General features: G+C 66.9%; 29 protein-coding genes and 1 tRNA gene. 18 read left to right on the top strand and 12 right to left on the bottom strand.

Features of this window, described 5'->3' with window-relative positions:
• Nucleotides 1-11 precede the first annotated feature (11 nt).
• Both AC1U2B_RS27640 and cobC read right to left on the bottom strand, forming a co-directional pair.
• Complete coding sequence (locus AC1U2B_RS27640) at nt 12-1,136, bottom strand: Nif3-like dinuclear metal center hexameric protein (protein WP_480219292.1); 1,125 nt, start codon at nt 1,134-1,136, stop codon at nt 12-14.
• The gene (cobC, locus tag AC1U2B_RS27635; protein ID WP_480219291.1) at nt 1,133-2,143 is read right to left on the bottom strand and encodes an Rv2231c family histidinol phosphate aminotransferase CobC; all 1,011 of its coding nucleotides are present in this window, start codon (nt 2,141-2,143) and stop codon (nt 1,133-1,135) included. The genes AC1U2B_RS27640 and cobC overlap by 4 nt, the downstream gene beginning before the upstream one ends.
• 55 nt (nt 2,144-2,198) lie before the next feature.
• Here cobC and AC1U2B_RS27630 point away from each other — a divergent pair, with 55 nt between their 5' ends.
• From AC1U2B_RS27630 to AC1U2B_RS27620, 3 genes are read left to right on the top strand one after another with little or no spacing between them, the layout of a single operon-like run.
• Nucleotides 2,199-2,837 (top strand): HAD-IA family hydrolase, encoded by a 639-nt coding sequence (locus AC1U2B_RS27630; protein ID WP_480219290.1) that lies wholly within the window; start codon nt 2,199-2,201, stop codon nt 2,835-2,837.
• Nucleotides 2,830-3,318 carry a low molecular weight protein-tyrosine-phosphatase gene (locus AC1U2B_RS27625; RefSeq protein ID WP_418002643.1) on the top strand — a complete coding sequence of 163 codons (489 nt, stop codon included), beginning with the start codon at nt 2,830-2,832 and terminating at the stop codon, nt 3,316-3,318. The genes AC1U2B_RS27630 and AC1U2B_RS27625 overlap by 8 nt, the downstream gene beginning before the upstream one ends.
• Nucleotides 3,318-4,163 (top strand): SURF1 family cytochrome oxidase biogenesis protein, encoded by an 846-nt coding sequence (locus AC1U2B_RS27620; RefSeq protein ID WP_480219289.1) that lies wholly within the window; start codon nt 3,318-3,320, stop codon nt 4,161-4,163. Before AC1U2B_RS27625 ends, AC1U2B_RS27620 begins: the two co-directional genes overlap by 1 nt.
• Here AC1U2B_RS27620 and AC1U2B_RS27615 read toward each other — a convergent pair.
• Nucleotides 4,117-5,070 carry a cobalamin biosynthesis protein gene (locus tag AC1U2B_RS27615; protein WP_480219288.1) on the bottom strand — a complete coding sequence of 318 codons (954 nt, stop codon included), beginning with the start codon at nt 5,068-5,070 and terminating at the stop codon, nt 4,117-4,119. The two genes, AC1U2B_RS27620 and AC1U2B_RS27615, sit on opposite strands and share 47 nt — an antisense overlap.
• Before the next feature lie 36 nt (nt 5,071-5,106).
• Between AC1U2B_RS27615 and AC1U2B_RS27610 the strand changes: the two genes are divergently transcribed.
• On the top strand, nt 5,107-5,934 hold the full coding sequence (locus AC1U2B_RS27610) for an oxygenase MpaB family protein (RefSeq protein WP_043400639.1): 828 nt from the start codon (nt 5,107-5,109) through the stop codon (nt 5,932-5,934).
• Between the two features lie 28 nt (nt 5,935-5,962).
• Nucleotides 5,963-6,358, top strand: coding sequence for a VOC family protein (locus AC1U2B_RS27605; RefSeq protein WP_071288149.1), 396 nt, complete (start codon nt 5,963-5,965; stop codon nt 6,356-6,358).
• 3 nt (nt 6,359-6,361) lie between these two features.
• On the opposite strand, the gene AC1U2B_RS27600 is transcribed toward AC1U2B_RS27605, so the two are convergent.
• The 3 genes from AC1U2B_RS27600 to AC1U2B_RS27590 form a co-directional block, all read right to left on the bottom strand.
• Entirely contained in the window at nt 6,362-7,075 is a 714-nt protein-coding gene (locus AC1U2B_RS27600) for a DUF5666 domain-containing protein (RefSeq protein ID WP_480219287.1), read from the bottom strand.
• A gap of 73 nt (nt 7,076-7,148) precedes the next feature.
• Complete coding sequence (locus AC1U2B_RS27595) at nt 7,149-8,027, bottom strand: alpha/beta fold hydrolase (protein WP_480219286.1); 879 nt, start codon at nt 8,025-8,027, stop codon at nt 7,149-7,151.
• The gene (locus AC1U2B_RS27590; protein WP_480219285.1) at nt 8,027-8,851 is read right to left on the bottom strand and encodes a class II aldolase/adducin family protein; all 825 of its coding nucleotides are present in this window, start codon (nt 8,849-8,851) and stop codon (nt 8,027-8,029) included. Before AC1U2B_RS27590 ends, AC1U2B_RS27595 begins: the two co-directional genes overlap by 1 nt.
• A 349-nt stretch (nt 8,852-9,200) precedes the next feature.
• On the opposite strand from AC1U2B_RS27590, the gene AC1U2B_RS27585 reads away from it, so the two are divergent.
• From AC1U2B_RS27585 to AC1U2B_RS27575, 3 genes are read left to right on the top strand one after another with little or no spacing between them, the layout of a single operon-like run.
• Nucleotides 9,201-10,040 (top strand): SH3-like domain-containing protein, encoded by an 840-nt coding sequence (locus AC1U2B_RS27585; RefSeq protein WP_480219284.1) that lies wholly within the window; start codon nt 9,201-9,203, stop codon nt 10,038-10,040.
• Nucleotides 10,041-10,070: 30 nt separating this feature from the next.
• Nucleotides 10,071-10,802 carry a thiocyanate hydrolase subunit gamma gene (gene scnC, locus AC1U2B_RS27580; protein ID WP_480219283.1) on the top strand — a complete coding sequence of 244 codons (732 nt, stop codon included), beginning with the start codon at nt 10,071-10,073 and terminating at the stop codon, nt 10,800-10,802.
• A complete protein-coding gene (locus AC1U2B_RS27575) occupies nt 10,799-11,137 on the top strand; it encodes a thiocyanate hydrolase (RefSeq protein ID WP_480219282.1) in 339 nt (112 codons plus the stop codon). The genes scnC and AC1U2B_RS27575 overlap by 4 nt, the downstream gene beginning before the upstream one ends.
• 8 nt (nt 11,138-11,145) lie before the next feature.
• Here AC1U2B_RS27575 and AC1U2B_RS27570 read toward each other — a convergent pair whose 3' ends face one another.
• Nucleotides 11,146-12,606, bottom strand: coding sequence for an aldehyde dehydrogenase family protein (locus AC1U2B_RS27570; RefSeq protein ID WP_480219321.1), 1,461 nt, complete (start codon nt 12,604-12,606; stop codon nt 11,146-11,148).
• Between the two features lie 30 nt (nt 12,607-12,636).
• On the bottom strand, nt 12,637-14,688 hold the full coding sequence (locus tag AC1U2B_RS27565; protein WP_480219281.1) for a cadherin-like domain-containing protein: 2,052 nt from the start codon (nt 14,686-14,688) through the stop codon (nt 12,637-12,639).
• Between AC1U2B_RS27565 and AC1U2B_RS27560 the strand changes: the two genes are divergently transcribed.
• Nucleotides 14,642-15,295 (top strand): hypothetical protein, encoded by a 654-nt coding sequence (locus AC1U2B_RS27560; RefSeq protein WP_480219280.1) that lies wholly within the window; start codon nt 14,642-14,644, stop codon nt 15,293-15,295. The genes AC1U2B_RS27565 and AC1U2B_RS27560 overlap by 47 nt on opposite strands.
• A 166-nt stretch (nt 15,296-15,461) precedes the next feature.
• Here the strand turns inward: AC1U2B_RS27560 and AC1U2B_RS27555 are convergent, their stop codons facing one another.
• On the bottom strand, nt 15,462-16,301 hold the full coding sequence (locus tag AC1U2B_RS27555) for a mycofactocin-coupled SDR family oxidoreductase (protein ID WP_043986515.1): 840 nt from the start codon (nt 16,299-16,301) through the stop codon (nt 15,462-15,464).
• A 181-nt stretch (nt 16,302-16,482) separates the two neighbouring features.
• A complete protein-coding gene (locus AC1U2B_RS27550; protein WP_480219279.1) occupies nt 16,483-17,082 on the bottom strand; it encodes a TetR/AcrR family transcriptional regulator in 600 nt (199 codons plus the stop codon).
• A gap of 113 nt (nt 17,083-17,195) precedes the next feature.
• Here AC1U2B_RS27550 and AC1U2B_RS27545 point away from each other — a divergent pair, with 113 nt between their 5' ends.
• The 9 genes from AC1U2B_RS27545 (at nt 17,196) to AC1U2B_RS27505 (ending at nt 26,028) form a co-directional block, all read left to right on the top strand.
• On the top strand, nt 17,196-18,479 hold the full coding sequence (locus AC1U2B_RS27545; protein ID WP_043986563.1) for a cytochrome P450: 1,284 nt from the start codon (nt 17,196-17,198) through the stop codon (nt 18,477-18,479).
• Nucleotides 18,476-19,933: an aldehyde dehydrogenase family protein gene (locus AC1U2B_RS27540; protein WP_480219278.1), complete on the top strand. Its 1,458-nt coding sequence runs from the start codon at nt 18,476-18,478 to the stop codon at nt 19,931-19,933. The genes AC1U2B_RS27545 and AC1U2B_RS27540 overlap by 4 nt, the downstream gene beginning before the upstream one ends.
• 24 nt (nt 19,934-19,957) lie before the next feature.
• Entirely contained in the window at nt 19,958-20,788 is an 831-nt protein-coding gene (locus AC1U2B_RS27535) for a mycofactocin-coupled SDR family oxidoreductase (RefSeq protein ID WP_480219277.1), read from the top strand.
• Nucleotides 20,785-21,597 carry a mycofactocin-coupled SDR family oxidoreductase gene (locus tag AC1U2B_RS27530; protein WP_480219276.1) on the top strand — a complete coding sequence of 271 codons (813 nt, stop codon included), beginning with the start codon at nt 20,785-20,787 and terminating at the stop codon, nt 21,595-21,597. Before AC1U2B_RS27535 ends, AC1U2B_RS27530 begins: the two co-directional genes overlap by 4 nt.
• A gap of 16 nt (nt 21,598-21,613) precedes the next feature.
• Nucleotides 21,614-22,468: a carboxymuconolactone decarboxylase family protein gene (locus tag AC1U2B_RS27525; protein WP_480219275.1), complete on the top strand. Its 855-nt coding sequence runs from the start codon at nt 21,614-21,616 to the stop codon at nt 22,466-22,468.
• Nucleotides 22,469-22,514: 46 nt separating this feature from the next.
• Entirely contained in the window at nt 22,515-22,748 is a 234-nt protein-coding gene (locus AC1U2B_RS27520; protein WP_043986517.1) for a hypothetical protein, read from the top strand.
• A gap of 18 nt (nt 22,749-22,766) precedes the next feature.
• Nucleotides 22,767-23,969, top strand: coding sequence for a beta-propeller fold lactonase family protein (locus AC1U2B_RS27515; RefSeq protein ID WP_480219274.1), 1,203 nt, complete (start codon nt 22,767-22,769; stop codon nt 23,967-23,969).
• A 112-nt stretch (nt 23,970-24,081) separates the two neighbouring features.
• Nucleotides 24,082-25,161, top strand: a complete 1,080-nt coding sequence (locus AC1U2B_RS27510; RefSeq protein WP_480219273.1) for a hypothetical protein — start codon at nt 24,082-24,084, stop codon at nt 25,159-25,161.
• 156 nt (nt 25,162-25,317) lie between these two features.
• Nucleotides 25,318-26,028, top strand: a complete 711-nt coding sequence (locus AC1U2B_RS27505; protein ID WP_043400659.1) for an MgtC/SapB family protein — start codon at nt 25,318-25,320, stop codon at nt 26,026-26,028.
• A gap of 42 nt (nt 26,029-26,070) precedes the next feature.
• Here AC1U2B_RS27505 and AC1U2B_RS27500 read toward each other — a convergent pair.
• Both AC1U2B_RS27500 and AC1U2B_RS27495 read right to left on the bottom strand, forming a co-directional pair.
• Nucleotides 26,071-26,145, bottom strand: a tRNA-Val gene (locus AC1U2B_RS27500).
• A gap of 41 nt (nt 26,146-26,186) precedes the next feature.
• Nucleotides 26,187-26,642, bottom strand: a complete 456-nt coding sequence (locus tag AC1U2B_RS27495) for a peroxiredoxin (RefSeq protein WP_480219272.1) — start codon at nt 26,640-26,642, stop codon at nt 26,187-26,189.
• Between the last annotated feature and the right edge of the window lie 52 nt (nt 26,643-26,694).

The raw sequence follows: 26,694 nt of genomic DNA, 5'->3' as shown, positions 1-26,694 counted from the left end.
GTTCACGTCTCTCAGCAGGTTATCTCGACGTTCCAGGGGTCGGTACGGATCTGGCTGACCAGCACCGGCAACGCATCACCGAATTGTGCACGCAAGACCCCGGCGGCCTGCTCGCACCATGGAAATTCACTGGCCCAATGCGCCACATCGACCAGCGCGACGTCCGATGCGCGGCGGTGCTCGTCGGCCGGATGATGGCGTAGATCGGAGGTCACGTAGACGTCGACGCCCGACCGGGTCACCGCGCCGAGCAGCGAGTCGCCCGCTCCCCCGCAGACCGCGACCCGCGACACCAGCGCGTCCGGATCGCCTGACGCCCGCACCCCCCACGACGTGGTGGGCAGGCCGCGCGCGACGCGGGAAGCGAAGGCCGACAACGGTTCCGGCTCGGGCAGCGAGCAGATTCGCCCGATCCCGACGTCCGACGGCAGCGGCGCCAGGGTGAGCACGTCGAAGGCCGGTTCCTCGTAGGGGTGCGCCGCGCGCATCGCCGTCAGCACTGCCCGACGCAGCCGGGACGGGGCGATCACCTCGACCCGGTCTTCGGCCACCTGCTCGATGGCACCGACCATGCCGATGGTCGGCGTCGCGCCCTCGTGCGGCAGGAACTGGCCGACACCCATCGTCATCCAGCTGCAGTGCGAGTAGTCGCCGATCTGGCCGCCACCGGCGGCGAACATCGCGTCCCGGACCGCATCGGCGTTCGCATGGGGCACGAAGACAACCCATTTATCCAGGTCAGCACGCGCCTCGGCGGGGTCGAGCACGCCGTCGACCTGCAGTCCCAACGCCTCGGCCAACGCGTCCGACACCCCGGGTGCGGCGGCATCGGCGTTGGTGTGCGCGCTGAACAGCGCCGCGCCGCGGCGGATCAGCGAGTGGATCAGCGCACCCTTGCCGGTGTCGGCAGCCACGGTGTCGACCCCGCGCAGCAGCAGTGGGTGGTGCGCCAGCAGCAGTCCGCCATCGGGCACCGACGCTGCGACGGCCGCGGTGGCGTCGACCGCGACGGTCACCGACTCCACGGCCTCGGCCGGGTCACCACACACCAGGCCCACCGAGTCCCAGCTGTGCGCCAGTGCCGGCGGATACGCCCGGTCCAGCACGGCGATCACATCGCGCAACGGCACACTCACCAGAGCACCTCCTGTAATGCCTCGACCAAGACGGGCCACTCGGGACGGACCGCCGCACGCAGGTAGCCGTCGGGCAGCCCGAAGAACGTGTCGCAGCGGCGCACCGCAATCCCCTTCTCCGCCAGGTGTTTCCGGGCCAGTTCGGCGTCCGGTACCGAGAACAGGACAAAGGGTGCGACGCCGTCGGCCACCGGAAAGCCGGCGGCCGTCAGACCCGCCGCCATCTCGGTGCGCAGTTCAGCCAACCGTCGCGCGCCGGTCTCGGCCTCGGCGACCGCGGCAGGCTCGCTGCACGCCGTCAACGCCTCCAGCTGCAGGGTGCCCAGCGGCCAGTGTGGCCGTTGGGCGGTCAGCCGCGCCAACACCTCGGGCGCACCCAGCGCGTAGCCGACCCGCAGCCCGGCCAGCGACCACGTCTTGGTCAGGCTGCGCAGCACCACGACGTCGGGCAGTGACCGGCCGGCCAGCGACTCCGGTTCACCGGGCACCGCGTCGGCAAAGGCCTCGTCGACGACGATGAGGCGTCCGGGGGCCCGCAGCGCCAGAATCTCGTCGCGGCGGTGCAGCACCCCGGTCGGATTGGTGGGATTGCCCACAACCACGAGATCGGCGTCGGACGGCACCGACGCGTTCGACAGCTGGAACGGCGGCCCCAGCACCACTTGGGCGACGGGCACCCCCGCGGTGTCGAACACGGCTTCGGGCTCGGTGAACGACGGCGCGATCAGCGCCGCCAGGCGGGGTCGCAGCTGCGGGAGCAGCGCGAACCCCTCAGCTCCGCCCGCCAGCAGGGCCACTTCGTCGAGGTCACGCCCGTGCCGGGCCGCCACGGCCGCGCGAGCGCCGGCCACGTCGGAGGAGGTCGGATAGCTACCCAGATCGGCCAGCCGGGCCGCGAGCCGGTCGGCCAGCCATTGCGGCGGGCCGGCACCGCGGACGTTCACCGCGAAGTCGAGCATGCCGGGCGCCACGGCCTGATCACCGTGATAGCGCGCCCCGGGTTCCACAGCTAGACCCTAGTGCGCGGCACAGCTCCCCAGGTTCATCGGGGACAATGACACCGTGACCCCCCAGTTGGTGCTGTTCGACCTCGACGGGACGCTGACCGATTCCGCCGAGGGCATCGTCGCCAGCTTCCGCCATGCGCTCGGCGCGATCGGCGCTGACGTGCCCGACGGTGACCTCGTCGAACGCATCGTCGGCCCGCCGATGCATGTGACGCTGGGTTCCCTCGGCCTTGGTGAGAAGGCCGAGGAGGCCATCGCCGCCTACCGCGCCGACTACACCACCCGCGGCTGGTCCATGAACCGCATGTTCGACGGCATCGAGGACCTGCTGGCCGACCTCCGGGCCGCCGGGGTGCGCCTGGCCGTCGCGACGTCGAAGGCCGAGCCGACCGCCCGGCGCATCGTCGAGCACTTCGGCATCGACGAGCATTTCGAGGTCGTCGCCGGCGCCAGCATCGACGGCACCCGGTCGGCGAAGGCCGACGTCGTCGCCCATGCGCTCGCCCAGCTGGCCCCGGTGCCCGACGAGGTGCTGATGGTCGGCGACCGCTCGCACGACGTCCACGGTGCCGCACACCACGGCATCGACACCGTCGTCGTCGACTGGGGTTACGGCGCAACCGATTTCACTGACGACTCGACGGTCCGGCGGGTCGCCACCGTCGACGAACTACGGGAGGTGCTGGGTGTCTGATCCCGTGCACGTGACATTCATCTGTTCGGGCAACATCTGCCGGTCGCCGATGGCCGAGAAGATGTTCGCCCACCAGATCAACGAGCGCGGGCTGGCCGACCTGGTCCGGGTGACCAGCGCCGGCACCGGCGGCTGGCATGCGGGTGACCCTGCCGACAGCCGGGCCGAGCGGGTGTTGCGCGCGCACGGCTACCCCACCGCGCACGCCGCGGCGGCCATCAGCGACGAGCACCTGGCCGCCGACATGGTCGTCGCCATGGGCCGCAACCACACCCGCATCCTCGGTGACCTGGGCGCCGACCCGGACCGGGTCCGCATGATGCGCTCGTTCGACCCGCGTTCGGGCGCCCACGCGCTGGATGTCGAAGACCCGTACTACGGCGGCATCGACGATTTCGAAGAGACCTTCGTGGTGATCGAGGCCTCGCTGCCGGGTCTGCACGACTGGGTCGACAAGCAGCTGGCGGAGCGAGGCGACTGATGCGCCGGCTCGGGTTCCTGTTCCGGCCGCAGTGGCTGGCCCTGTTCGTCGTGGTGATCGCGTTCGCCTATCTGTGCTTCACGGTCCTCGCGCCGTGGCAGCTGGGCAAGAACACCCGCACCTCGCGGGAGAACAACCAGATCGCGTCGTCGCTGAACACCGAGCCCGTGCCCCTGACTTCGGTCCTGCCGCACCAGGATTCGTCGGCCCCGGACGCGCAGTGGCGACGGCTGACGGCGACGGGCCACTACCGCCCCGAGGCGCAGGTGCTGGTCCGGCTGCGGACGGACGACGGCGACCCGTCCTACGAAGTCCTCACGCCGTTCGCGGTCGACGGTGGCCCGACGGTGCTGGTGAACCGCGGCTACATAAAGGCCGGCGAAGGGGTCCCGCCGTTCGCGGCGCCGCCGCCGGGAACGGTCACGATCACCGGGCGGCTCCGGGACGCCGAACCCGTCATGTCAGGCAAGGAACCGTTCAAACAGGACGGCATCACTCAGGTGTACTCGATCAGCACGACCCAGATCGCGCAGCTGACCGGCGTGCCGTTGACCTCGGAGTACCTGCAGCTCGTCGACGGTCAGCCGGGCGGTCTCGGGGTCATCGCGCTGCCCCACCTGGACGCGGGCCCGTTCCTGTCGTACGGCATCCAATGGATCGCGTTCGGCATCGTCGCGCCGATCGGCCTGGGCTACTTCGTGGTCGCCGAGATGCGGCAGCGCCGGCTGGAGAAGGCCCAATCCGGTGCGAGCACAGAGACTTCCGGCGGCCCCGACCCTGACGAACCGGCCGCACCGCTCACCGCCGAGGAGAAGATGGCCGACCGCTACGGCCGGCGGCGCTGAGCCCGACTGCCACCACCGCTGCCAGCGCCTGAACCCGGCGGGTAAGCCGCACAGCTCGTTTCAGATCCGCGACGGCCGGCGGAGGACCGTCGCCGAGCGTCGGCCGCAGCTCCAGACGGTGCGCGTACTGCGTCGGTCCCCCGAGCTGCACGCCGAGCGCACCGGCGAATGACGCTTCTGCCACACCGGCATTGGGGCTCGGGTGCTTGTGCGCGTCGGCCCGCCAGGCCCGCCACGCCGCGGCGGGCCGGCCGGACACCGCCAGCACGCACAGCCCCGTCACGCGGGCCGGCACGTAGTTGAGGACGTCGTCGAATCGTGCTGCCGCCCAACCGAACCGGGTGTAGCGCGGGTTGAGGTGCCCGATCATCGCGTCCAGGGTGTTGGCGCCGCGGTACACCAGCAGGCCCGGCACTCCGGCGATCGCGCCCCACAGGATCGGTGCGACCTGCGCGTCGGAGGTGTTCTCCGCGACCGATTCCAGTGCGGCCCGGGCCAGCCCGTCGGCGTCCAGGAACGCCGGGTCCCGCCCGCACAACGACGGCAGCAGTTCGCGGGCCGCGGTCACGTCATCGCGGTCCAGCCGGGCCGCCATGTCGGCGCCGGTACGGGCCAGCGACGTGCCGCCCAGCACCGTGTAGGTCGCCGCGGCAGTGACCAAGGTCTTCGCGACCGGACCCCGCGCGATGCGTTCCAGCCCGAAACCCAGTGCCCCCAGCCCGACCAGCAGCGCCGTGGTGTGACCGGCACCTGCCAGCCGGTTGTCGCGGTAGGTACGGCGCTCCAGGGCGGCGGCCGCCGTTCCGAACAGCGCTACGGGATGGCCGCGGCGGGGGTCGGCCCAGCACACATCGGCCAGGTAGCCGAGCGCCAGACCGGCCGCACGCGCGGCGCTTCTGTCAAACACGCCGGGCAGCGTCTCACAGGGTGTTTACTCGGCATCATGCGGCTCGGTCCTCCTCGGCACCCGAAGCGGGTTGTCGACCTCATCAACCCCGCGGCTGCCCTGGCACCGGCGGCCAACGTGATCATGCAACTGGCTCTGCCCGGAGTGGGCTACGGCGTGCTGGAAAGCCCCGTCGACAGCGGCAATGTCTACAAGCACCCGTTCAAACGCGCCCGCACCACCGGCACCTATCTGGCGGCCGCCGTGTACGGCACCGACGACGACCGCGCCCTGATCCGCCGCGAGGTGGACCGGGTGCACGCCCTGGTGCGGTCGACGGCGTCCAGCCCGGTGAAGTACAGCGCGTTCGATCCGAAGCTGCAGTTGTGGGTGGCGTCGTGCCTGTACCGCTATTACATCGATCAGCACGAGTTCCTGTACGGCCCGCTGAGCCCCGAGGCCGCCGACGCCATCTATCAGGACGCCCGCACCCTCGGCACCACGCTGCAGGTGCGCGAGAGCATGTGGCCGGCCGACCGGCTCGCCTTCGACGAGTATTGGAAACGCACGCTCGACCAGCTGCAGATCGACGAACCCGTGCGCGAACACCTGCACGGCGTGGCGTCGCTGGCGTTCCTGCCCACCCCGTTGCGGCAGCTGGCCGGTCCCTTCAACCTGTTCGCGACGACGGGCTTCCTGCCCGCCGAGTTCCGCACCCACATGAAGCTGGCCTGGACGCCCGCGCACCAGCGCTGGTTCGACCGGCTCATGACGGCGCTGCGGCTGGCCGACCGGGTGATCCCGCGCGATGTGTGGCTGTTCGGCTACCAGCTGTACCTGTGGGATATGCGGGCCCGCGCGCGGCGCGGAAAACCGGTGGTATGACCCAACATTCACAATCAGGAGGCATCTCATGGCGTTCGCAGCACTGAACCATGTCGCAGTGACGGTCAGTGACATGGCCGTCAGCGGTCCCTGGTATCGCGCCCTGATCGGCGACGACCCGGTGCTCGACGAGCACACCGATGCCGGCTACCGACATCTGGTGTGGGCACTGCCCGGCGGCACGTTGTTCGGCATTCACCAGCACGACCGCGCCATCGAGCCGGGCCAGTTCAGCGAGTTCCGGGCCGGCCTCGATCACGTCGGCTTCGGCTGCGCCTCCCGCGCCGACCTCGTCGACTGGGCCGGCCGGCTCGAGGAGCTGGGCGTCACGCACGGCGGCGTCATCGACGCGCCCTACGGGTCCGGCCTGAGTTTCCGCGACCCCGACGGCATCGCGCTGGAGTTCTTCGCGCCGCCGGGGTGATCGCTAGCGGTGCTGGTGCTCGCCGCCTCCGCCGCCACACGCACCGTTCATCGCGGGCCGCACCATCGCAAACGTGGCCTGCAGGACACCGCTGCCGTCCTTGGTACCGCGCGCGCCCAGACACATCCCTGCGGCGATCGCCTTCGCGTCCGCGCCGGCACTCTTGGTGTAGCGGGTATCGGGCGTCACCGTCACGGTGATCTGGCTGTTGTCGGCGTCGGTGACCGTGATCGTGTTGCCGTTCACCGAGGCGACCGTGCCGTTGATGCCATGTTCGCGCTTCCCGCCCTTCTCGCCGCATTGCGCGTTGCGCGGTTGGCCGACGAGGACGTTCGCGGCGGTCACCGCGGGACTGTTGTTGTTGTCGTTGCCCGTGACCGGGCGGACGGCGACGCACTCGCCGGCGGTGACGTCGGTCAGCTGGCCGGGGGCGAGCTGGGTGATGCGCGTCGAGGAGGTGATGTTCACGGTGCCCGGCCCGTCCTTCCCCGTGACCGACACGGTGCCGCCCGACACCGAGTTGACCAGCCCGGACACCCGGTCCTTGCCGCCCGGACCTCCGGGAGCCGGGCTGGCGGAGGGCGACGACGACGAGGTGCTGGCAGCTTTCGAGCTGGGCGCCGGTGTGTTCGATGATCCGCAGGCCGACAGGGAGAGCGCAGCGAATCCGGCGAGGGTGACGACGCCGTAGCGCCGCGCACGAGTTGTAGTGGACATGAGCCCACAGTGAACGGCCCAGCAATGAATCAGCTCAGATATTGATATGAAGACGCTGGGCGCGCAGCCGCGGTCAACTGGTACCGAGAAATTCATCCAGTGCGGTGAGCACGTCGTCCGGGCACTCTTCCGCCAGGTAGTGGCCGGCGTCGAGGCCTTGGCCACGCACGTCGCTGGCGTACCGCCGCCATACCTCCAGCGGCCGGTAGAGCTGGCCGACGACGCCGCGTGACCCCCACAGAATCAGCAACGGGCAGTCGACCGTGCGTCCTTCGTCCGCGGCGTCGTGGGTGAGATCGATGGTCGCCGCGGCGCGGTAGTCCTCGCACATGGCATGGATGGATTCCGGTGTGGCGAAGCAGCGTTCGTACTCGGCCATGGCCTCGGGGTCGTAGCAGTCAGTGCCACCGAAGGCCCCCAGAAACGCCTTGAGCAGCAGTGCGGCCGTCGGCTGCATCATCAGCTCGGGCAGCGGCGCGGGCTGGATGAAGAAGAACCAGTGGAAGTAGGCCGTGGCGAGCGCGGTGTCGGCGTGGTCGTAGACGTACTTGGTGGGAACGATGTCGAGCAGCGCAGCCCGGGTCACGACCTCGGGGTGGTCGAGCATCATCCGATGCGTCACGCGCGCACCACGATCGTGGGCGACGACGCTGAAGGAGTCGTGCCCCAGCTGGTTCATCACGGCGACCTGATCGGCCGCCATCGTCCGGAAGCTGTAGTCGGCGTGGTCGCCTCCGCCGGCCGGTTTTGAGCTGTCACCGTAGCCGCGAAGGTCGGTCGCGACCACGGTGAACCGCTCTGCCAGTCGGGGTGCGATGTGATGCCACATCACATGCGATTGTGGTGCGCCGTGGAGCAGCAGCAGCGGTGGACCCGACCCGCCGATCACCGCCTGAATCTCGACCCCGTTGACGGCCAGCCGCTCGTCGGTGAAGCCCGGGAAAAATCCCATCAGTCGAAGACGTCCGGCTGGCCGGCGACGATCTGTTCCCACAGCGGCCGGAACTGGAACCACGCGACCAGGTCACTGCCGATCTGGCCGTGCACCAGCTTGGCGGTGTCGTGGTCGATGACAGTAGGTGTGCCGGCAGCCATCGCGAGCAGCTGCGCCTGACATGACCGCTCCATCGTGACGAACCACCACGCGGCCGCCGAGACCGAGGTGCCGACGGTGATCAGGCCGTGGTTGCGCAGGATGGCGGCCTTGTTGTCACCGATCGCGGCGGCGATGTTCTTGCCCTCCTCCTCGGCGAGGACCACCCCGCGGTAGTCGAGGTAGAGACCCTGGTCCTCGTAGAAGGGGCAGGCGTCCTGGGTGAGCGGCTCCAGCGGGATGCCCAGCGCGGAGAACGCCTTGCCGTACAGCGAGTGGGTGTGGGCGGCGGCGACGGCGTCCGGCCGGGCGTTGTGCACCTGCGCGTGGATCGTGAACGCCGCGGCGTTGACCGGCCGGGTGCCGTGCACGACTCGGCCGTGGTGGTCCACGCAGATCAGGTCACTGACGCGAATGTGGTTGAAGCTCATGCCAAACGGATTGACCCAGAACAGATCCGGGTGCTCCGGGTCGCGGGCTGTCATATGCCCGGCGACGCCTTCGGAGAACCCGAGCTTGCCGAACACGCGAAACGCCACCGCGAGGTCGCGCTTGCGCTGCTCTCGTTCTTCCTCGAGCGACAGGCCCATGGGCGGAAGCGGCAGATCGCACGGATCGGGCAAGGGGCCCAGCGCGCGTTCCAGCAGTTCCCGCATTTCGTCGCTGATCGTGCTCACGTCCATTTCAGGCCCTTCCGCCGCGGTCGCCGAGCCCAGCATCACATGTCAGGCCCCGCGGGGAAAGACGGGATTTGCTAGCTGCCGGGCAGCGAAGCCGATGGGCTCGACGGCCAGACCGGAGGCGCCCAGCCAACACAACCGGACAGGACTAGATCGATGTCGAATACTGTTGCATTCCAACGATTTTGATCAATGCACGCAAAGCGGCACACGACCCGCACCGCAGGGCTATGGTCGTCACGTAGTCATGTGAGCGAGGACGCCGGGGGTGCGTTCGTTCCTCAGCATGTGTTGGATGCCGAATCGGCCCCTCGCGTCAGATTGTTGCGTCTGCACAACCCGAGGAGCTGTCATGAGCACAGCGGCCGAGCGCGCAGCCCAACTGGGCTTGACGTCCCGACTGAAATCGTCGTATCCGGAACTTCCCGACGCCCCCTACCCCGACATGCTCGACTCCGCCCGCATCGCGGCGTACCTGAAACCGGTCCACGATGTGGGCGGCGAGCCTGATGCGCCCATGGAGTACGTCAACAAGCAGTACGAACTGTGGGAACACATGACGTATGTGATCTGCGAGGTGCTGGCCTGGCGCGGGATCTGGCTGTCGGAGGAACGGCGCCGGATCGGCAACGTCGACGTGGGCCGCGCCGAATACCTGGGCCTGCCCTACTACGGCCGCTGGTTGTTGTCGGTAGCGCGGGTGTTGATCGAGAAGCACCACATCAGCCTCGGCGAACTCATGGAGCGGATGGCCGAGGTCAAGGGCCGGTACGAGGGCGGGCTCGACGGGAAGACCCTGGAGGCCAGACCGAAGTCCGAAGGCGACGGTTCGAACGTCAAACGCAACAAGCACCACATCGAGGCAGTCGGCATCGGCGATCCGCAGATCTATGCCGGTAAGGCGGGCACGCCGAAATTCAAGATCGGCGACAAGGTGACGGTGCGGGAGCTGCCCGTCATCTTCTACACCCGCACTCCCGAATATGTGCGCGGCGCGACCGGCACCATCGCCGCGCAGGCATACGAAAGCCCGGCGCCGGAGGACGAGACCTGGGACATCCCCGAAGCGCCTCCCGAGTGGTTCTACGTCGTCGAGTTCAACCAGTCCGAGCTGTGGCACGACTACACCGGGACGACGAAGGACACCTTGCGCACCGAAATCCCCGAACGCTGGCTCCAAGCAGCCACCTAGCTCAATTCACTATTGCCAGAAAGGATTTGCATGTCGGATCACGGCTCCGATCACCACCATGATCATGACCACGATCACGCCCGCACGGTGAAGCCCATGGTCGACGAGATCACCGACTTCGAGGTGCTCGAGATCGCGCTACGCGAATTGTGTATCGAGAAGGGCATTTTCACCGCCGAGGAGCATCGGCGCTTCACCGAGTTCGCCGAGCAGATCGGCCCCACCCCCGCTGCCCGGCTGGTCGCCCGCGCCTGGCTCGATCCCGAGTTCGCCGAACTCGCCGTCAACGACTCACTGGCCGCCAGCAGGGCTGTCGGCGTCGACTGGCTGGAGCCCACCGGCTTCGGCACCCCAAGCGATTTCGTCGCCTTCCAGATCCTCGCCGATACGCCCACGGTGCATCACGTCATCGTCTGCGCGCTGTGCTCGTGCTATCCGCGGCCGATTCTGGGGAACTCGCCCGAGTGGTACCGCACGCCCAACTACCGGCGGCGCCTGGTCCGCTGGCCTCGTCAGGTGCTGGCCGAATTCGGGCTCTACCTGCCCGACGACATCGAGGTCCGGGTCGAGGACTCCAACCAGAAGCATCGCTTCATGGTGATGCCGATGCGCCCCGAGGGCACCGACGGGTGGACCGAAGATCAACTCGTCGAGATCATCACGCGCGACTGCCTGATCGGGGTGGCGCTCCCCAAGCCGGGCGTGACCACCAACGTGATCGTGACAACCCGCCCGGCGATGCACCCGGGGACGGCCGGATGAGCGAGATCGCGCCACTGCGAGAGATCGTGGCACGCGACCAGGTCTGGTCGCGCATGGCCGCCAAGTGGGGCGTCGAAAACCCGGTTCCCCCATGGAAAACCAGCCTCGACGGCCTGTGCGACGCGCTCGACCATTCGGCGTGCGACACCGAAGTGCTCGGTTTCAAGGAACGCCGCGACGAGGAAGACGCCCTCTCTGCAACCGTGTACGCCGGCCTGCCGTACCCCGAGAGCCAGTTGGTCTCGCTCGCGCACTCGCTCGTCGCTCGCGGCGTCATCGGCGAAGCCGAGTTGCGGGAACGACTCGCGAGCGTCCGGGCCAGGCTGGAGGCCTGACACGCTGATCAGGACAACTTGATCCGGATGTTCTTGGTCTGCCGGAACTCGCGAAGGCCCTCGGTTCCTCCCGACCGGCCGATGCCGCTGTGCTTGTATCCGCCATAGGGACCTTGGGGCTGGATGTCGCTTCGACTGTTCACCCAGATCGACCCGGCCTGAAGCTGCCGTGACACGGCATGGGCGCGTTGGAGATTCGTCGTGTGGACGAAAGCGTTGAGCCCGTACCGGGTGTCATTGGCCAGATCCACAGCCTGGGCATCGTCGCTGAACCGCATCACCGATACGACCGGCCCGAACGTCTCCTGTTGGGCCAGTGGTGACCGGTTGTCAACCTCCGAGAACACCGTCGGCTCGACGTAGAACCCCGAGGCCAGCTCGCCGTCGATCCGCTTGCCACCGAGCACGAGATCGCCGGCCCCTTCGGTGACCGCCAGCTCGATGGTCGTGAGGATGCGGTCGACGGCGGCCTGGTGGATCACCGGGCCGAAGAGCACATCGGAGCGCAGCGGGTCGCCGATCGGGGCGCGCGTCACGGCAGCGAGAAACTTCTCCATGAATGCGTCATATACGTTGTCGTGGACAAAGATTCGGCTGCTACAGGCACAACTCTGGCCGGCCTGCATGATCGGGCCCTGGTGCGCGGACAGACTCGCGGCCGCATCCAGATCGGCATCGTCGAAGATGACGGCGGCAGCAGTGCCCCCGAGTTCGGCGACCACCGGGGTGATGTTCTCCGCGGCAGCTGTCAACACCCGCCGGGCAGTGGCAGTGCCTCCGGTGAAATGAATCTTGCCCACTCCAGGGTGCCGCACGAGAGCTTCGCCCCCGTCCGCTCCCGCGGGGAGCACATTGACGAGCCCGGCAGGCAAGCCGGCCTCCAGGCACAGCTCGCCGAACCGAAGTGCCGCCAGCGGCGCAAGTTCCGACGGCTTCACGATGACGGCATTGCCCGCGGCCAGGGCTGGAGCGACCGCCAGCCCGATCACCACGAGGGCGCCATTCCACGGCGCGATCACACCCACGACGCCGTACGGTTCGTGCTCCACCAAGTTGAGGTCGAAGCCACCCATCACGGGAGTGCTTGCGCCATCGGCCTTATCGACGTACCCGGCGTAGAAACGGAGGAACCGCTCGGTCAGCACCGACGTCGCTGCCAACGCCGTCGGCACACCGTAGTCGTGGGTGTTGATCCGGGCGAATTCGGTGTGGTGCTCGCTGATGAGATCCGCCAGGCCGAACAGGATGTCGCGGCGCCGGTCGGGCGGGTACGACATCCACCTCCGCTGAGCCTGCGTGGCTATGCCAACCGCTCTGTCGACCTCAGCGCATCCAGCCATCTCGACGATGGCGTTCACGCGACCGGTACCGGGATAGACGTGGTGGTGCAATCCGCCGGAGGAGCCCGTGACCCGGTCTTCACCCAGAAGCAATGCACCACTGGGTAATTCGCTGCCGGTTCCGATGATGCGGTCCTTTCATTCGCCGGGATGCGGCTGCTAGGCGTCCTGCTGCGCTTGGTGCGCCGCATCCGGGTCCGGCAGTGACTGCACATCGCCGTCGACACTGGAGGTGATGGTGCCGGTCAACGACTGCTGGAACGCGTTGATGTTCGCGTCAGCAGTCAGATAGCCCGTGTGGGCTCCGGTGACAGTGATATCGGCCAGGTAGTGGACCGTCGTCTGGCTGGAGTTGTAGTCGGCCGATTCGGTGCCGTTGAGAATCTCACCAAGTTCGTTCACGTAGTTGGTGTAGGTGACGGTGCGGACCGTGCGCGTGGCATCGTTCTGGTCCGGCGCCTCGGTCACCACCGCGGTGCCACCACCCACGCCCGAATAGGTTCCGGTGGCCGGCAGCGGTGTCGTTGCGGCGACGTAGCTGCCGAGGGCCGGGGCCCACGAAGCTGAGCTCGGGGTCGACCGGTCCGTCGCCACCGGGCCGACGCTGGTGGTGTACTTCAGGTTCGCGATGACCAGTCGGGACACCGTCGGATCGGTGACGCTGGACTCCCAGAACGTGACGGCGGTGCCATCGGGATTCCAGCTCGGCATACTGCGGGCGGCGTACCCGTCGCCGGTGTCGAACAGCGGAATACCGTTCTCCCGGTTGAGCTCATCGCCGACGGCGACGATCCATTCCTGATTGGAGACGTTGATCGGGGCGGCCCACTCCAGGTACACGGGTGCGCCGACGTACACCGGCAGGAAGTTCTGCCGGATGATCCGAGTCATCGGAGTCAGCGCATTCAGCCCGCGGGTGCTGCCGATGGCGATCCACTGCATATTGGGCGAGTAGTCCATGTCCTCGTCGTAGTCGAGGCTGGCCGTCACCCTGGTCACCTTGCCGGTGGCGAGGTCGACTTCGATGTCGTCGACATTGCCCGCATCGAACTGACCGCCGAGGATCACCACGCCCTTGCCGTCCGGTGTCCACTGCTTGCCTTCGCCGGTGGGGTACACCACCCGGGCATCGGTGACCGAGTAGCCGGTATCGGTGCGGGTGAGCGTGCCGACGATCGGCAGGGCCTGCAGAAGGTTGTTGGGCCCGATCACGATTCGGGTGTAGAGCACGTGCGTACCGTCCGGCGACACCCGCATCTCGCGCTGCGGGTCGATGGCGTATCCACCGCCGGCCGGCGTGGTGATCGGCACCAGTTGGGCCCCGTTGATTCCGGTTTCCAGCATGGAGTACCGCGGCGACTGCCCGGTGACGTTCACCAGCACCAGCACTCGGCCCGAACCATCGTCGACGGGAACGGGTTTGGCCAGATTGCCGGTTTCGCTGGCAGTGACGCCGCAGGTCACACATTGCAGGGCGGTACCGTCGGTCTTGATCTGGTAGATTTCCGAGCGGCCCCCGGCAGTTGGCTGACCGGCGAAGAAGATGGATTTGCCGTCGGCCGAGTAGCGCGGATTAGCTGGGCTGACAACGGTATCGGGCAGATTCAGGATCACTCGCTGAACGTCGGGGTTGAGCACCGACACTCCGATGTTTGCCTTGGCGCTGTGCGGACTGAACAGGCCCAGCAGGTTGAACTTGCCGTCGCTCACCGACACCGAGAACGAATCGGTCTGCACCGCCGTGTAATTGATGTCGTTCGGGGTGTAGGTGAAGTTGCCGGTGGCCTGATCGATGGTCAGTGTGCCGTACTTCGGTCCCTGGGTGACCTTGTAGCTCATGGCGTCGCCTTCGGCGTCGGATGCTCCGAGGTTGCCGGTCACCGTCTGCCCGGTCTGGACGGTGGTGGCCGGGTTGTAGGCGATGGTCGGCGCCTGGTTGAAGACGTTGCGCCGCACCCAGGACAGCACCGCCCACACGGCGGGGGCGAACGGGTCCGGCGTGTTGGGTACCGGCTTGAGGAACGGATTGAGGAGGTTGGTCACCACATTGTTGAGGAAGCCCACCAAACCTGTTGCCGGAGCGACAACCTGAGCAGTCACAGCGGCCGGTACTGCGACGGCGGCCGGTGCGACCGTCGTCGCGGCCACCGGCATCGTCTGTGCCGTGGGGGCCACGGCCGCCGCGGTCACCGCGGAGGTCTTTGTGGTCACGTTCGTGCTGACGGCTGCGGCGCTCACCGTCGTCTGCCCCGAGGTCTTCGGGGCGGCGCTGGTGGTCTCCGCATGCGTCGGCTTGGCCGAGGACTTGGGGCTCATACTCGACTTGGACGAGGGCTTGGCAGTCGCGCCGGCCTTGTTCGATCCGGATGTCTCACTGCCACCGGCGCTTTCGTGGGTGCCGTCTTTCGGAGTCGTGGACGAACTGCCGGTATGGGCTCCGCCACTGCTGCTGACGATCACCCCCGAGGCCACGTCGGTGCTCGACGAAGTCGATCCCGATGTCGCGGATGTCGATGACGACCCGTTGGCGCTGGAGCTGCCCGTGGCGCCCGTCGCTTCGGTAGGCCCGGTCGTTCCCGTGGTCCCCGCCGTGCCGGTTGCGCCGGTGGTTGCCGTCGACCCGGACACCGCACCGCTCGCGGTACCCGATGTCCCGCCGGACGAACCAGGAGAACCCGAGGACGTCGAACCACTCGACGAGCTTGACGAACTCGCTGACGTCGAACTCGCCGATCCGCCGGCGGTATCCGCGACGGCGACCCCGTGGCCCGTCGCCACCGCGGTGACCAGCCAGGCCGCGACCGCCAGGCCGCCATAACCGCTGATCTTCGCGGCTCGCTGAGATGAGTGGTGGGCAGGCACGTCTGGTGTGCCTGCGGCGAACAGGGGGTTGACACGAGAACTGTTACTGGCCATGGGCTTTGGCTCCGTTGCCGTTGGGTTGATTCCTATTCAGTTGGTTGCCGTTCGGTGGCGCGAGAGGGTTACTTGAGCATGCTTCCGGCGTCGACGGTCATGGGAAGGCCTGTCACGTAACGGGATTCGTCCGACGCCAGGAACAGCACGGCATTGCTGATGTCCACCGGCTCGACCCAGCCCACCGGCAGCACGTGCATCATCTGCGCGACGACCTTCATGTCGTCGGGACCCGGGCTCTCCAGATCCGGACGGAACAGCTTCATGGTGCCCTCGTTCATGAACAGCGGGGTGTTCACGTTCGTGGGGTGCACCGAGTTCACCCGGATCGAGTGGTGCCCCAGCTCCACGGCGAAGGTCCGCATCAGTCCGACCACGCCGTGCTTTGCGGCGATGTAGTGACCCGTGTGCGGGTAGGCCTTCAGGCCACCCACTGAACTGGTCAGAATGATCGAGCCACCCTGGCCCTGCGAGATGAGGTGTGGCACTGCGGCTTTGACCGACTTCCAGACGCCGGATAGGTTGACGTCGATCATGTCGGTCCAGTCTTCTTCGCTGGTGTGGTCCAGTGTCTGGCCGCCGTTGCCGATGCCGGCATTGGCGCAGATGATGTCCAGCCTGCCGAGCTGTTCGACCCCGCTGTCGACGGCCGCCTTCACCGCGGCGTAGTCGCGCACGTCGACCTCGGCGGTGACGATGCGCCGGTTCAGCTGTTTGACGAGGTCCGCCGTTTCGGCGAGGTCGTCTGGGGTCGCCGGTGCGATCTGCGGATTGCTGCTGACCGGTCCGCAGATGTCGATGGCGATGATGTCGGCGCCTTCTTCGGCGAGCCGCACGGCGTGACTGCGCCCCTGACCGCGTGCCGCGCCGGTGATGAACGCGACCTTGCCTGCTACCCGTCCCACCATGAGTCCACCTCACTGTCTGGTTGTCGCCACCGCCGCGGAAAGGACGGTTCGGCTCGTCGACTCACAATTTGGTCGATCGATCAGGAACCATGACATGCGATGCAGCGCACTGTCAATGACGAGATGCAAGGAAGATCGCGGGATCGCCCAACGGGCGGGCGCCGAGCAAACCGCCCGACGATCAGTCGCGCACGACTTCCGAAGGCTTCGACAGCAGATCGATCTGCCGGTCGATGAACGCGCGGAGCTCCTCATGCCCCCGGGTCACACCGACCGCAGCCTCATTGCCGACACTGCGAGCGATTTGGGCGACGATCATCGACATCACCACCGGCGGGTAGGCGTTCAAATCCACGCCGCCCGCCCGCAAAACCAGCGTCACCGCCGCGGTTTCGATGTCGCGTACGCGCTCCGAATACGCCTTCAATTCGGCGCCAACAGCCTTGCGGTGGTTGGCCAATGCCATGAATTCCGTGCTCAACACGGTCTGCCGCGGGTCGCTGTTGATACGCCACAACGCACGCAGCGGATCCTCGTCGAGCAACACCTCCCGCAGCCGTTCCAGCGCTACTTCCCCACCGGCGCGCAGGGCCTCGACGAACAGGTCGTCCATGGTCGGAAAGTAGTAATAGACCAGCGCCTGCTTGACGCCGGCCAGGGCCGCGACCCGCCGCGAGGTGGCCGCGGCATACCCCTCGTCATGCATGATCTGCACCGCCGCCTCGATCAGGCGCTGCCGGGCACCGCCGTCATCGGCCTTCGATTTGCGCCCCTGAGTCATCAACGAGTCCGCCCCGAAATGCTTGACCGGCGCTCGCGGCGCGTGATAGGCATACGGCAGTCTAACATTTGATCGATCGATCAGGAGTTGCTGTCATGCAGCCCAAGTCCACCGTGACCGACATCGCCGACGTCGACTACTTCACGAACCCCGAGATCGCCCAGGACCCGTACGCGTACTGGGACCACCTGCGTCAGCAGGGACCCGTCGTGCGCGAACCGCACTACGGCGTGGTCGCGGTGACGGGGTACCAGGAAGTCCAGGCGGCGTTCAAGGATGTCGATTCGTTTTCCGCCGTCAACGCCATCGGCGGCCCGTTCCCGCCGCTCCCGTTCACCCCGGACGGGGACGACATCAGCGAGCTCATCGAGGCGCACCGGCACGAGTTCCCGATTTTCGAACACATGGTGGTGATGGACCCACCCCAGCATGAAAATGCCCGATCCCTGCTGAGCCGGCTGTTGACGCCGCGCCGCCTGCAGGAGAACGCGGACTACATTTGGCACCTCGCCGACCGCCAGTTCGATGAGTTCATCGCGAACGGCCAGTGCGAGTTCCTCGGCGAATACGGCAAGCCTTTCGCCACCCTGGCTATCGCGGATCTGCTCGGGGTTCCGGAAGAGGACCGTCCGGAAATCCGGCGCAACCTCGGGGCCGGCAACGCCCCGGGCTCCCGGGTCGGCGCCCTCGACCACGAGCCCGTGGGCTCCAATCCCCTTCAGTACCTTGATGATCTGTTCAGCGGGTACATCGCCGACCGCCGGGCGAATCCCCGCGAGGATGTGCTGACCGGGCTCGCCACCGCCACCTATCCCGACGGCTCCGTCCCTCCGCTGCTGGAGGTGGTACGTCCGGCGACATTCCTCTTCGCCGCCGGGCAGGAAACAGTGACGAAGCTGCTCAGCTCCGCGGTGAAGGTGCTCGGCGACCAGCCGGAGCTGCAGCACCATCTCCGGGAAAACCGTGATCTGATTTCCCCTTTCATCGAGGAAGCGCTGCGCCTCGAGAGCCCCACCAAGGTGGACTTCCGGCTCTGCCGCAAGTCCACCACTCTCGGTGGCGTGCCGATCAAAGCCGGCACGGTCCTGATGCTGTGCCTCGGCGCAGCCAACCGTGATCCCCGAAAGTTCGAGGACCCCAACAACTTCCACCTCGATCGCAAGAACGTACGCGAGCACATCGCCTTCGGGCGTGGCATCCACACGTGTGCCGGCGCTCCCCTGGCGCGGGTCGAGGGCCGCGTCACCATCAGCCGACTGCTCGACCGCACGCGCGACATCCGCATCAGCGAGGCCAAGCACGGCGGCCCGAACAACCGCAGCTACGGCTACGAGCCGACCTTCCTGCTGCGCGGCCTCACCGAGTTGCACATCGAGTTCACCGAGGTGCCGCGATGACGGTGCAGTCGGTCCTGGACGACATCGCGAGTCGGCCCGGAGCCGGCGACGTCATCCCGATCATCAACCCCGCCACCGAGGAAGTGCTGGCCGAGTTCCGGGACGGCGGCGCCGAAGCCGTCGACGCAGCCGTGACCCGTGCGCGCGAGAGTTTCACGTCCGGAGTGTGGAGTGGACTGCCCGGTAGCGAGCGCGCCAAAGTGCTGTGGCGGGTGGCCGATCTGATCGACCAGCACGCCGACGAACTCGCCCAGATCGATTCGCTGAATACCGGAATGCCGTACTTCCAGGCGTTCATGATCATGTCGACGTGCGCCGAATCCTTCCGCTACTACGCGGGCTGGTGCACCAAGCTCAACGGCATCGCTCACGACGTGCAACAGACCGGCGGCATCACCGGCGCATTCACCAACATGCACGCGTACACGCTCAAGGAGCCCTACGGCGTCGTCGGGCTGATCTTCCCGTGGAACGGGCCGGTGTTCAACGCCTGCACCAAGCTCGCGCCCGCCCTCGCCGCGGGGTGCAGCTGTATCGTCAAACCTGCTGAAGAAACGCCACTTTCGGCCCTGCTGCTGGAGCGGATCCTGGCCGAAGCCGGGGTGCCGGACGGCGTGGTCAACCTCGTCACCGGATACGGCCACACAGTCGGGGCCGCGATCACCGCGCATCCCGGCGTCGACAAGGTCGCGTTCACCGGCTCCACCGTGGTGGGTAAGCAGATCGTGCAGGCCGCCGGCAGCGGCAACCTCAAGCGAGTCGCGCTCGAATTGGGCGGCAAGTCACCGGTTTTGATCTACGACGACGCTGACCTGGACACCGCCATCACGATGGCCGCGATGGGCATCTTCATCCATTCCGGGCAGGGCTGCATCAGCGGATCGCGAATCTTCGCCCAGCGCAACGTGTACGACAAGGTGGTCGAGGGCGTCGCGAACATCGCGAACTCGGTGAAGCTCGGCGCACCGGCAGAGGACGGCGTCCTGATCGGCCCGATCATCAGCGCCAAACAACTCGACCAGGTGCTGGGCTTCATCGAAGGGGGCCGCCGGGACGGGGTCGAGGTGGTCACCGGCGGAAACCGGCTGGATCGCAGTGGATTCTTCGTGCACCCAACCGTTCTCACCGATGTCGCTCCCACCGCTCGGCTGTACCAGCAGGAGATCTTCGGGCCAGTGGTCGCGATCCTGCCATTCGATGACGACGACGAAGTCGTGGCCCTCGCCAACGATTCCGAGTACGGGCTGGCCGCGACCGCCTGGACCAAGGACATCAGCCGCGCGCACCGGCTGGCGAAGCGGCTCGACGCCGGCACCGTAACCCTCAACTGCCAGATGGTGTTCGACCATTCGATGCCCTTCGGTGGCTACAAGCAGTCCGGCTGGGGCCATGAGTGGGGACGCGACGGCATCGAGAGCTTCCTGAAGACCAAGACGGTTTACGCCCAACTTTGAGTGCATGACGAGCAAGGAGTTCAGATGGGATTGTTGGACGGGAAGGTCGCTTTCATCACCGGAGCGGCCCGTGGGCAAGGGCGTAGTCACGCCGTGCATCTGGCGAAAGAAGGCGCCTGCATCATCGCGGTCGACATCTGCGCCGACATCGCATCGAACGGTTATCCCATGGCGAGCCGCGACGAACTCGCCGAAACCGCGACCCTCGTCGAATCGGTGGGCGGCAAGATCGTCACCGCCGTCGCTGACGTCCGTGATTTCGCCGGACTCAAATCAGCACTGGATGCCGGCGTCGAGCAGTTCGGCCGCCTCGACATCGTGTGTGCGAACGCCGGTATCGCCACGATGGCGTTCCGTGAACTGACGATCGAAGAAGAGCTCGAAATGTGGACCGACGTCATCGACGTCAACCTGACCGGGGCTCTGCACACCGCCAAGGCGGCGATCCCCCACATCATCGCCGGCGGACGCGGCGGGTCCATCGTCTTCACCAGCTCCACTGCGGGATTGAAGGGCTTCGGTGGTTCGCAGGCCGGCGGTCTGGGCTATGCGGCATCCAAGCACGGCATCGTCGGACTCATGCGGACGTTGGCCAATGCGCTTGCCCCACAAAGCATCCGGGTGAACACCGTGCACCCGACCGCGGTCAACACCATGATGGCGGTCAACCCGGCGATGACGGCGTTCCTGGAGAACTATCCCGGTGGCGGACCACACTTACAGAACCCCATGCCGGTCGGGTTACTCGAGCCGGAAGACATCAGTCACGCCGTAGCCTTCCTGGTCTCCGATGCTGCGCAGTACATCACCGGAGTCACCCTCCCGGTCGACGCCGGCTTCTGCAACAAGCTATGAGCGCGGCAACCGGACGCGTGGCCGGCAAGAGAGTCCTCATCACGGGCGCAGCACGCGGGATGGGCCGCAGCCACGCCATACGTCTGGCAGAGGAGGGAGCAGACCTCATCCTCGTGGACATCTGCCAGTCCCTCTCCGTCCTGGAGTACCCACTGGCCACCCGCGAAGACCTCGACGAAACCGCCAGGCTCGTCAGGAAATACGGCCGCCGCGCCGTGACGTTCGCCGTCGACGTTCGCGATGCCGACGCATTGGGAGCCGCGGTCGACGACGGCGTCGGACAGTTGGGCGGCCTCGACGGGGCCGTCGCCAATGCCGGTGTGCTCACTGCGGGAACGTGGGATACCTCCACCGCCGAACAATGGCGCACCGTTGTCGACGTGAACCTGATCGGGACGTGGAACACGTGCTCGGCGGCGCTGCCCCATCTGGTCGACCGCGGTGGCAGCCTGGTCAACATCAGCTCAGCCGCCGGCACCAAAGGAACCCCCCTTCACCATCCCTACACGGCCTCCAAGCACGGGATCGTGGGGCTCAGCAAGAGTTTGGCCAATGAGCTTGCCGCGCAGAGCGTTCGCGTGAACACCGTGCATCCGACAGGGGTGGCGACCGGAATGCAGCCGGCGTCCCTACATGGCCTGCTTCGGGACAAACGGCCCGATCTGGCACCGCTTTTCGCCAATGCACTACCGATCGTCATGGCTGAAGCCATCGATATCAGCAACGCAGTGCTGTACCTGATGTCCGACGAATCCCGATATGTCACAGGCCTCGAATTCAAGGTCGATGCCGGCGTCACCATTCGGTGAGCCAGAAAGGACGGGCATGACCAGACTCGACACCGACCGTATGGAGCGCGGCAAGCTGGCGTACGCCGACGTCATGACCGTTCCCGCACCACCGGAATCCACACCGGTGGACGACCACTTGCGGGATTTCGTCTTCGCCGACGTGTGGCAGCGTCCGGGGCTGACCCGGCGGGAACGACGATTCATCACCCTCCCCTGCGTCGCGGACGCCGATGCCGAAGACCCGTTACGCGCGCACGTCTATGCGGCATTGAACAGTGGTGACATCACCATCCTCGAAATCCGGGAAACCGTGCTGCATTTCGCGGTGTACGCCGGCTGGCCGAAGGCTTCCCGGTTCAACATGATCGTCGACCAGGAGTGGAGCCGAATCCATCAGGAGCGCGGCCTGCCGGTCCCGGAGCCCGAACCGTTGTTGCCGCTCTCGACCCCCAGCGACCCCGAAGAACGGCTGGCGGTCGGAGCGGCGTGCTTCAAGGACATCAACTGCCTGCCGTTCGCACCCAACCAGGACAACCCGTTCCAGGGTGCCGGCATCCTGAACTTCGTTTTCGGCGAGATGTGGCTGCGGCCAGGGCTGGCCAGGAAAGAGCGGCGGCTGATCACCGTGGCCTGTGTCGCCTTTCAGGACGCACCGTTCCCGATCATCAGCCACGTCTACGCCGCATTGAAGAGCCGTGACCTGTCGTTCGGAGAAATGGACGAACTGATACTGCATTTCGCCGCGCACTACGGTTGGCCGAAAGCTGCACATCTGAGTCGGGTTGCAGCCGAGCAGAAACAGCGCGTCACGCAGGAATGGGCTGCCGAGACAGATGGAGCCGGACGACCACCTGCCAATGAATCCGGCCCGGAGTCCGCCGATACCTGATGTCACTTTCGGTCCACGGCCGGCGCATAGGTGCCACACTGGCGACGTGACGACGAACGATATCTACGAGCGGCTCGGCGCGCTGGAGCAATTGGTTCGACATCTCTACGCGCAGACCGGGATCCCCGTGCCCGACGTGCGGTCGATGGCGCAATCACAAGTGTCGGACCGAGTGCTCGAACTGCTGGCGTCCGGCAACAAGATCGCCGCAGTCAAGGCCTACCGAGACGAGGCCGGCGTCGACCTGCCGACCGCAACCCGGGTCATCGAATCCCTGTAGCCCGAAGGAGCCGTCGCCATGCTCGCAGTCATCGCAACGATCCCCGAGAGCGGCGGCCCCATATCGGCGGTGCCGAGTCCGGGTGGCGATCGCCTCTACGTCGGGAACAGCGGTAGCTCGACGGTCTCCGTGATCGCCACGGCCTCCAACGCCGTGGTCGACGCCATCGGACCCGGCGTCGGATTGCAGGGCGCCCAGCAGTTGGCCGTGCATCCAGACGGTACTCGGCTGTACTGCAACAACCTCGGCGGGCTGTCGGTGATGGACATCAGCACCAAAACCGTTGTGGCCGTGGTGCTGTCCGGCTGGGCCGGCCAGGTTGCAGTCCACCCCGACGGCTCCACCGTCTATCTCGCCTCGGGCGGTGACATCGACGGCACCTCCGACCCGAAGGTCATGCTGATCGACCCCGCCACCAACACCGTGACCGGAACCATCAAGGTCGACGAGGCGTACTACCTCGCCGTCAGCCCCGACGGCACCCGGCTCTACGTCGCGGGCTACGGCGGCGACCCGATCTGGGCCATCGACACCGCCACCCACAGCGTCGTCAAGACGATCACTCTCGGCAAGCCGATCAGCGGGCTCGTCGTCAGCCCCGACAACAGCCGCATCTATGTGATGGGCGCGGTCAAGTTCGGTGTCACCACCAGCAATGTGACCGTGGTCGACGTCGGCACCGGTACGGTCACCACCGGCGTCACGTTCCCGCTCGGCCAGGAGCTCAACGACATCGCTGTCGCACCCGATGGTTCGGCGCTATACGCCACCCAGCTGACCGGCGATGTGAGCCGGATCAACACTGCCACCATGGCCGTGACCGATACCGTCAATGTCGGTAATTACGCAGGGGCCGTTGCTGTTTCGCCCAATGGCTCGCGGATCTACGTCACCAACCGCTTCAACAACACGGTGTCGGTGATCGCGCAATTGCATACCCTCCCCGGAGGCATCGACCTGCCGGATCTGGTCGGCAAGCTGATTGGTGGCGCTGCCGCGGGCGGGAACGGTTGGCTGGTCATCGGCGATCACTTCTATCCGATCCCGCCCCGGGAGCCCGTCCTGCAGGCCATTGCGCGAGCGCTCGCGCCACACGTCGGTAAGCCGGTACAGAACCACGAGTTGGGTCAGCGCCTGCGCCGCACTCTGGCATCCGATCCCGAAGCGCCGAAAATGGCGCCCGGGAGCTTCCACCCCGACGGGCATCGGCCGCAGCACTAGGCGCGGCCGAAAGGCGTCGCCCCACAAACATTGCAAATAGCTCAGCACCGAGGCAATTTTGTCGATACCGTCAATAATGCTTGAGTTCCACACCTCGGTCAGGAGCTTTCAAATGCATACACTCACAACTCGTTTGAGCCTGCCCACCGCCGCCGCCGTCATGGCTGCCGGCGTCATCATCACCGCCTCTCCACCACCGGCGTTGACCGCCCTCCCGGCACCGGCGATCCACAGCGTGCAGGTGCCGGATATCCAGCTCACCGCCACGGTCGCCGACATCCTGCAATTCCCCGCGTTCAGGCAGTGGGTGATCAATCAGGTCGATGACGCCCTGACGATCGGCGTCGGCCTCGCCAAGGCGGGCCAAGGCGTCGGACAAACGATCAATGCCATCCCCGGGCTCGTGGTCACCGTCGCCCAGCAGATCCTCGCCCGGGACCTGGTCGGGGCACTCGGCACCGTCGAGGCGGGACTGATCGGCGCGGTGACCGTCATCGGCGGGCCGATTCTGGTCTCCGTCATCGAGCGCAACCAGCGCCAACTGGCGGTCGACCAGGCCCTGCAACAAGCGGTGCCCGCGGCGCTCATCGGACTCGGTGCCGGCCTGCTCGGCGGCTTCAACGATTTCGCGACCTCCGCGATCATCGCCGGTCAGAACGTCGTGGCCGCCCTGCTGCCCATCAACATCGGCAATCTCGTCACCGCCGTGGTCGACGGCGTCAAGCTCGTCGTCCAGGGACTCGGCACCGGCGCCGGCAAGATCGTCGACGGGATCGCCTTCGCGCAGCAGACCATCGCCAACGCGCTGGCCACTCAGCCGGCACCGATCGCGGCGACGACGCCCACCCCGGCAGCCGGGGTCGCGATCACCGCAGTACCGAAGATTGCGGCGACGAAGGTCAAGCCTGCACTGAAGCCCGTGCCCACAGCAGCCAAGCCCGCGGCGACCACCCCGACGGACACCAAGGACCCGACAGACACCAAGGATGCCACCAAGCCGGACACCACCGGTGCTGACAACGGGACCAAGCCGGACACCACCGGGGCCGGAACCACCCCGAACGCCAATTCGGGCACGTCGGACACCGGCAGCAAGACCGAGAAGAAGACGAGCACCAAGAAGCCGAAGTCGAAGTCCGGCAAGAAGACCCAGAGCACGCAGGCCGCCGCGACGTCGCAGGCCGCCGCCTGAGGTCGAGCATCAGCGGTATCCGCGTCTCACTACGAGTCGGCCACTGTTCACTTTGAGTTCGCAGTCTGTCCCTACCATCCGCCCCTACTGCCGTCGCAGCCGATGGGCGCGCTGAGAGCGCGTCCATCAACTCGAAAGCAACAGGAGCACAAGGTGATCGACACACTGGATATCGCGCTGCGGATCGGCGCCGGCCTGGGCCTGGGCGCGGCGATCGGGCTGGAGCGGCAGTGGCGCTCCCGCAACGCCGGATTGCGCACCGCCGCTCTGGTCAGCCTCGGGTCAACGCTGTTCGTGATCATGGGCGGCTACACCTTCGCGGGGGAACACGCTGACCCCACGCGCGTCGCCGCCCAGGTCGCATCCGGTATCGGCTTCCTCGGTGCCGGCGTGATCATGCAGCAAGGCGCCACGATCTCCGGGCTCAACACCGCGGCCACCCTATGGGCGTCGGCCGCCATCGGTGCCCTGGCCGGCGGTGGACTGATGGTGCCCGCCGTGATCGGAAGTTGCGCGGTCATCGCCGCCAACATCTTCCTGCGACCGGTCGGACGCACGCTGGACCGGCACCGCCGCCCCGGCGCCGAAGAGTCCTCCGCCGAATACCGGTTCGAGGTGCGGTGCGCCACGAGCGCCGAACTCCACATCCGGAGCCTCATCTTCGACGCGATTTCGCACCCCAACCTCACGGTGCGATCCATCTCCGCGGTCGATCTCCCCGACGACGAGGGGGTGCGCATCACGGCCACCGTCATCGCCGACGAACGCGACGACCACCGCATCGAGGCCGCGCTGGCAGATGTCATCAAGGCCCCAGCCGTCACGGCGGTTCGGTGGAGCGCCGACGACATGAGCCCGGTCGACTAGCAACAGCCCCATTGGCCGGCAAAGCCGCTACCAGGGGGAATTTGGTGGGCGCGGACGGTATCGAACCGCCGACCGCTGGTGTGTAAAACCAGAGCTCTACCACTGAGCTACGCGCCCCGCCTCGGGCACGCTACACGGGATGACGTGCCAAGGGAAAATCAGTCGAGGGCGGCCAGGGCGTCGACCCAGACCGACTGGTCGCGCGCCTCGCCCGGCGATGTGCACTCCGCGAACCGCACCACGCCGTCCCGATCCACGAGGAACGTCCCACGGTCCGGATAGCCCGCATCGGCGTTGAACACCCCGTAGAGCTGGGACACCGCACCGTGCGGCCAGAAATCGGACAGGATCGGGAACTCGAAGCCCGATTCGCGGGCCCAGACCTTGTGCGTGGCCGGCGGACCGACCGAGATGGTCAGCGTTTCCACCGAGTCGTTGCGATACCGGGCCAGGTTCTCCTGGATCTCGCCCAGCTCCCCCGCACACACCGGAGTGAACGCCAGCGGGAAGAACACCAACAGCACAGACCGGCCGCGCAACGCCGACAACGTCGTCGCACGGCCGTGCTGGTCTTTCAGCGTGAAGTCCGGCGCGACGGACCCGACGTCGATCACGGTCGCGAGCCTGACCACAGGGCGAAATGGGGTTCGAAATTCCGCCACCCGG

Source organism: Mycolicibacterium sp. P4_G11, from assembly GCF_056555145.1.
Note: the sequence above shows the minus strand (reverse complement) of the source record. Positions and strands in the feature narration are given on the sequence as shown.

What these genes read in the sequence shown, in the direction of transcription:
- AC1U2B_RS27535 (WP_480219277.1), top strand. Translation starts at nt 19,958, where the DNA reads ATGGGATTGTTGGACGGGAAGGTCGCTTTCATCACCGGAGCGGCCCGT.
- AC1U2B_RS27620 (WP_480219289.1), top strand. Translation starts at nt 3,318, where the DNA reads ATGCGCCGGCTCGGGTTCCTGTTCCGGCCGCAGTGGCTGGCCCTGTTC.
- AC1U2B_RS27530 (WP_480219276.1), top strand. Translation starts at nt 20,785, where the DNA reads ATGAGCGCGGCAACCGGACGCGTGGCCGGCAAGAGAGTCCTCATCACG.
- AC1U2B_RS27540 (WP_480219278.1), top strand. Translation starts at nt 18,476, where the DNA reads ATGACGGTGCAGTCGGTCCTGGACGACATCGCGAGTCGGCCCGGAGCC.
- AC1U2B_RS27555 (WP_043986515.1), bottom strand. Translation starts at nt 16,301, where the DNA reads ATGGTGGGACGGGTAGCAGGCAAGGTCGCGTTCATCACCGGCGCGGCA.
- AC1U2B_RS27550 (WP_480219279.1), bottom strand. Translation starts at nt 17,082, where the DNA reads ATGACTCAGGGGCGCAAATCGAAGGCCGATGACGGCGGTGCCCGGCAG.
- AC1U2B_RS27525 (WP_480219275.1), top strand. Translation starts at nt 21,614, where the DNA reads ATGACCAGACTCGACACCGACCGTATGGAGCGCGGCAAGCTGGCGTAC.
- AC1U2B_RS27575 (WP_480219282.1), top strand. Translation starts at nt 10,799, where the DNA reads ATGAGCGAGATCGCGCCACTGCGAGAGATCGTGGCACGCGACCAGGTC.
- AC1U2B_RS27590 (WP_480219285.1), bottom strand. Translation starts at nt 8,851, where the DNA reads ATGGACGTGAGCACGATCAGCGACGAAATGCGGGAACTGCTGGAACGC.
- AC1U2B_RS27605 (WP_071288149.1), top strand. Translation starts at nt 5,963, where the DNA reads ATGGCGTTCGCAGCACTGAACCATGTCGCAGTGACGGTCAGTGACATG.
- scnC (WP_480219283.1), top strand. Translation starts at nt 10,071, where the DNA reads ATGTCGGATCACGGCTCCGATCACCACCATGATCATGACCACGATCAC.
- AC1U2B_RS27515 (WP_480219274.1), top strand. Translation starts at nt 22,767, where the DNA reads ATGCTCGCAGTCATCGCAACGATCCCCGAGAGCGGCGGCCCCATATCG.
- AC1U2B_RS27595 (WP_480219286.1), bottom strand. Translation starts at nt 8,027, where the DNA reads ATGGGATTTTTCCCGGGCTTCACCGACGAGCGGCTGGCCGTCAACGGG.
- AC1U2B_RS27610 (WP_043400639.1), top strand. Translation starts at nt 5,107, where the DNA reads ATGCGGCTCGGTCCTCCTCGGCACCCGAAGCGGGTTGTCGACCTCATC.
- AC1U2B_RS27600 (WP_480219287.1), bottom strand. Translation starts at nt 7,075, where the DNA reads ATGTCCACTACAACTCGTGCGCGGCGCTACGGCGTCGTCACCCTCGCC.
- AC1U2B_RS27585 (WP_480219284.1), top strand. Translation starts at nt 9,201, where the DNA reads ATGAGCACAGCGGCCGAGCGCGCAGCCCAACTGGGCTTGACGTCCCGA.
- AC1U2B_RS27510 (WP_480219273.1), top strand. Translation starts at nt 24,082, where the DNA reads ATGCATACACTCACAACTCGTTTGAGCCTGCCCACCGCCGCCGCCGTC.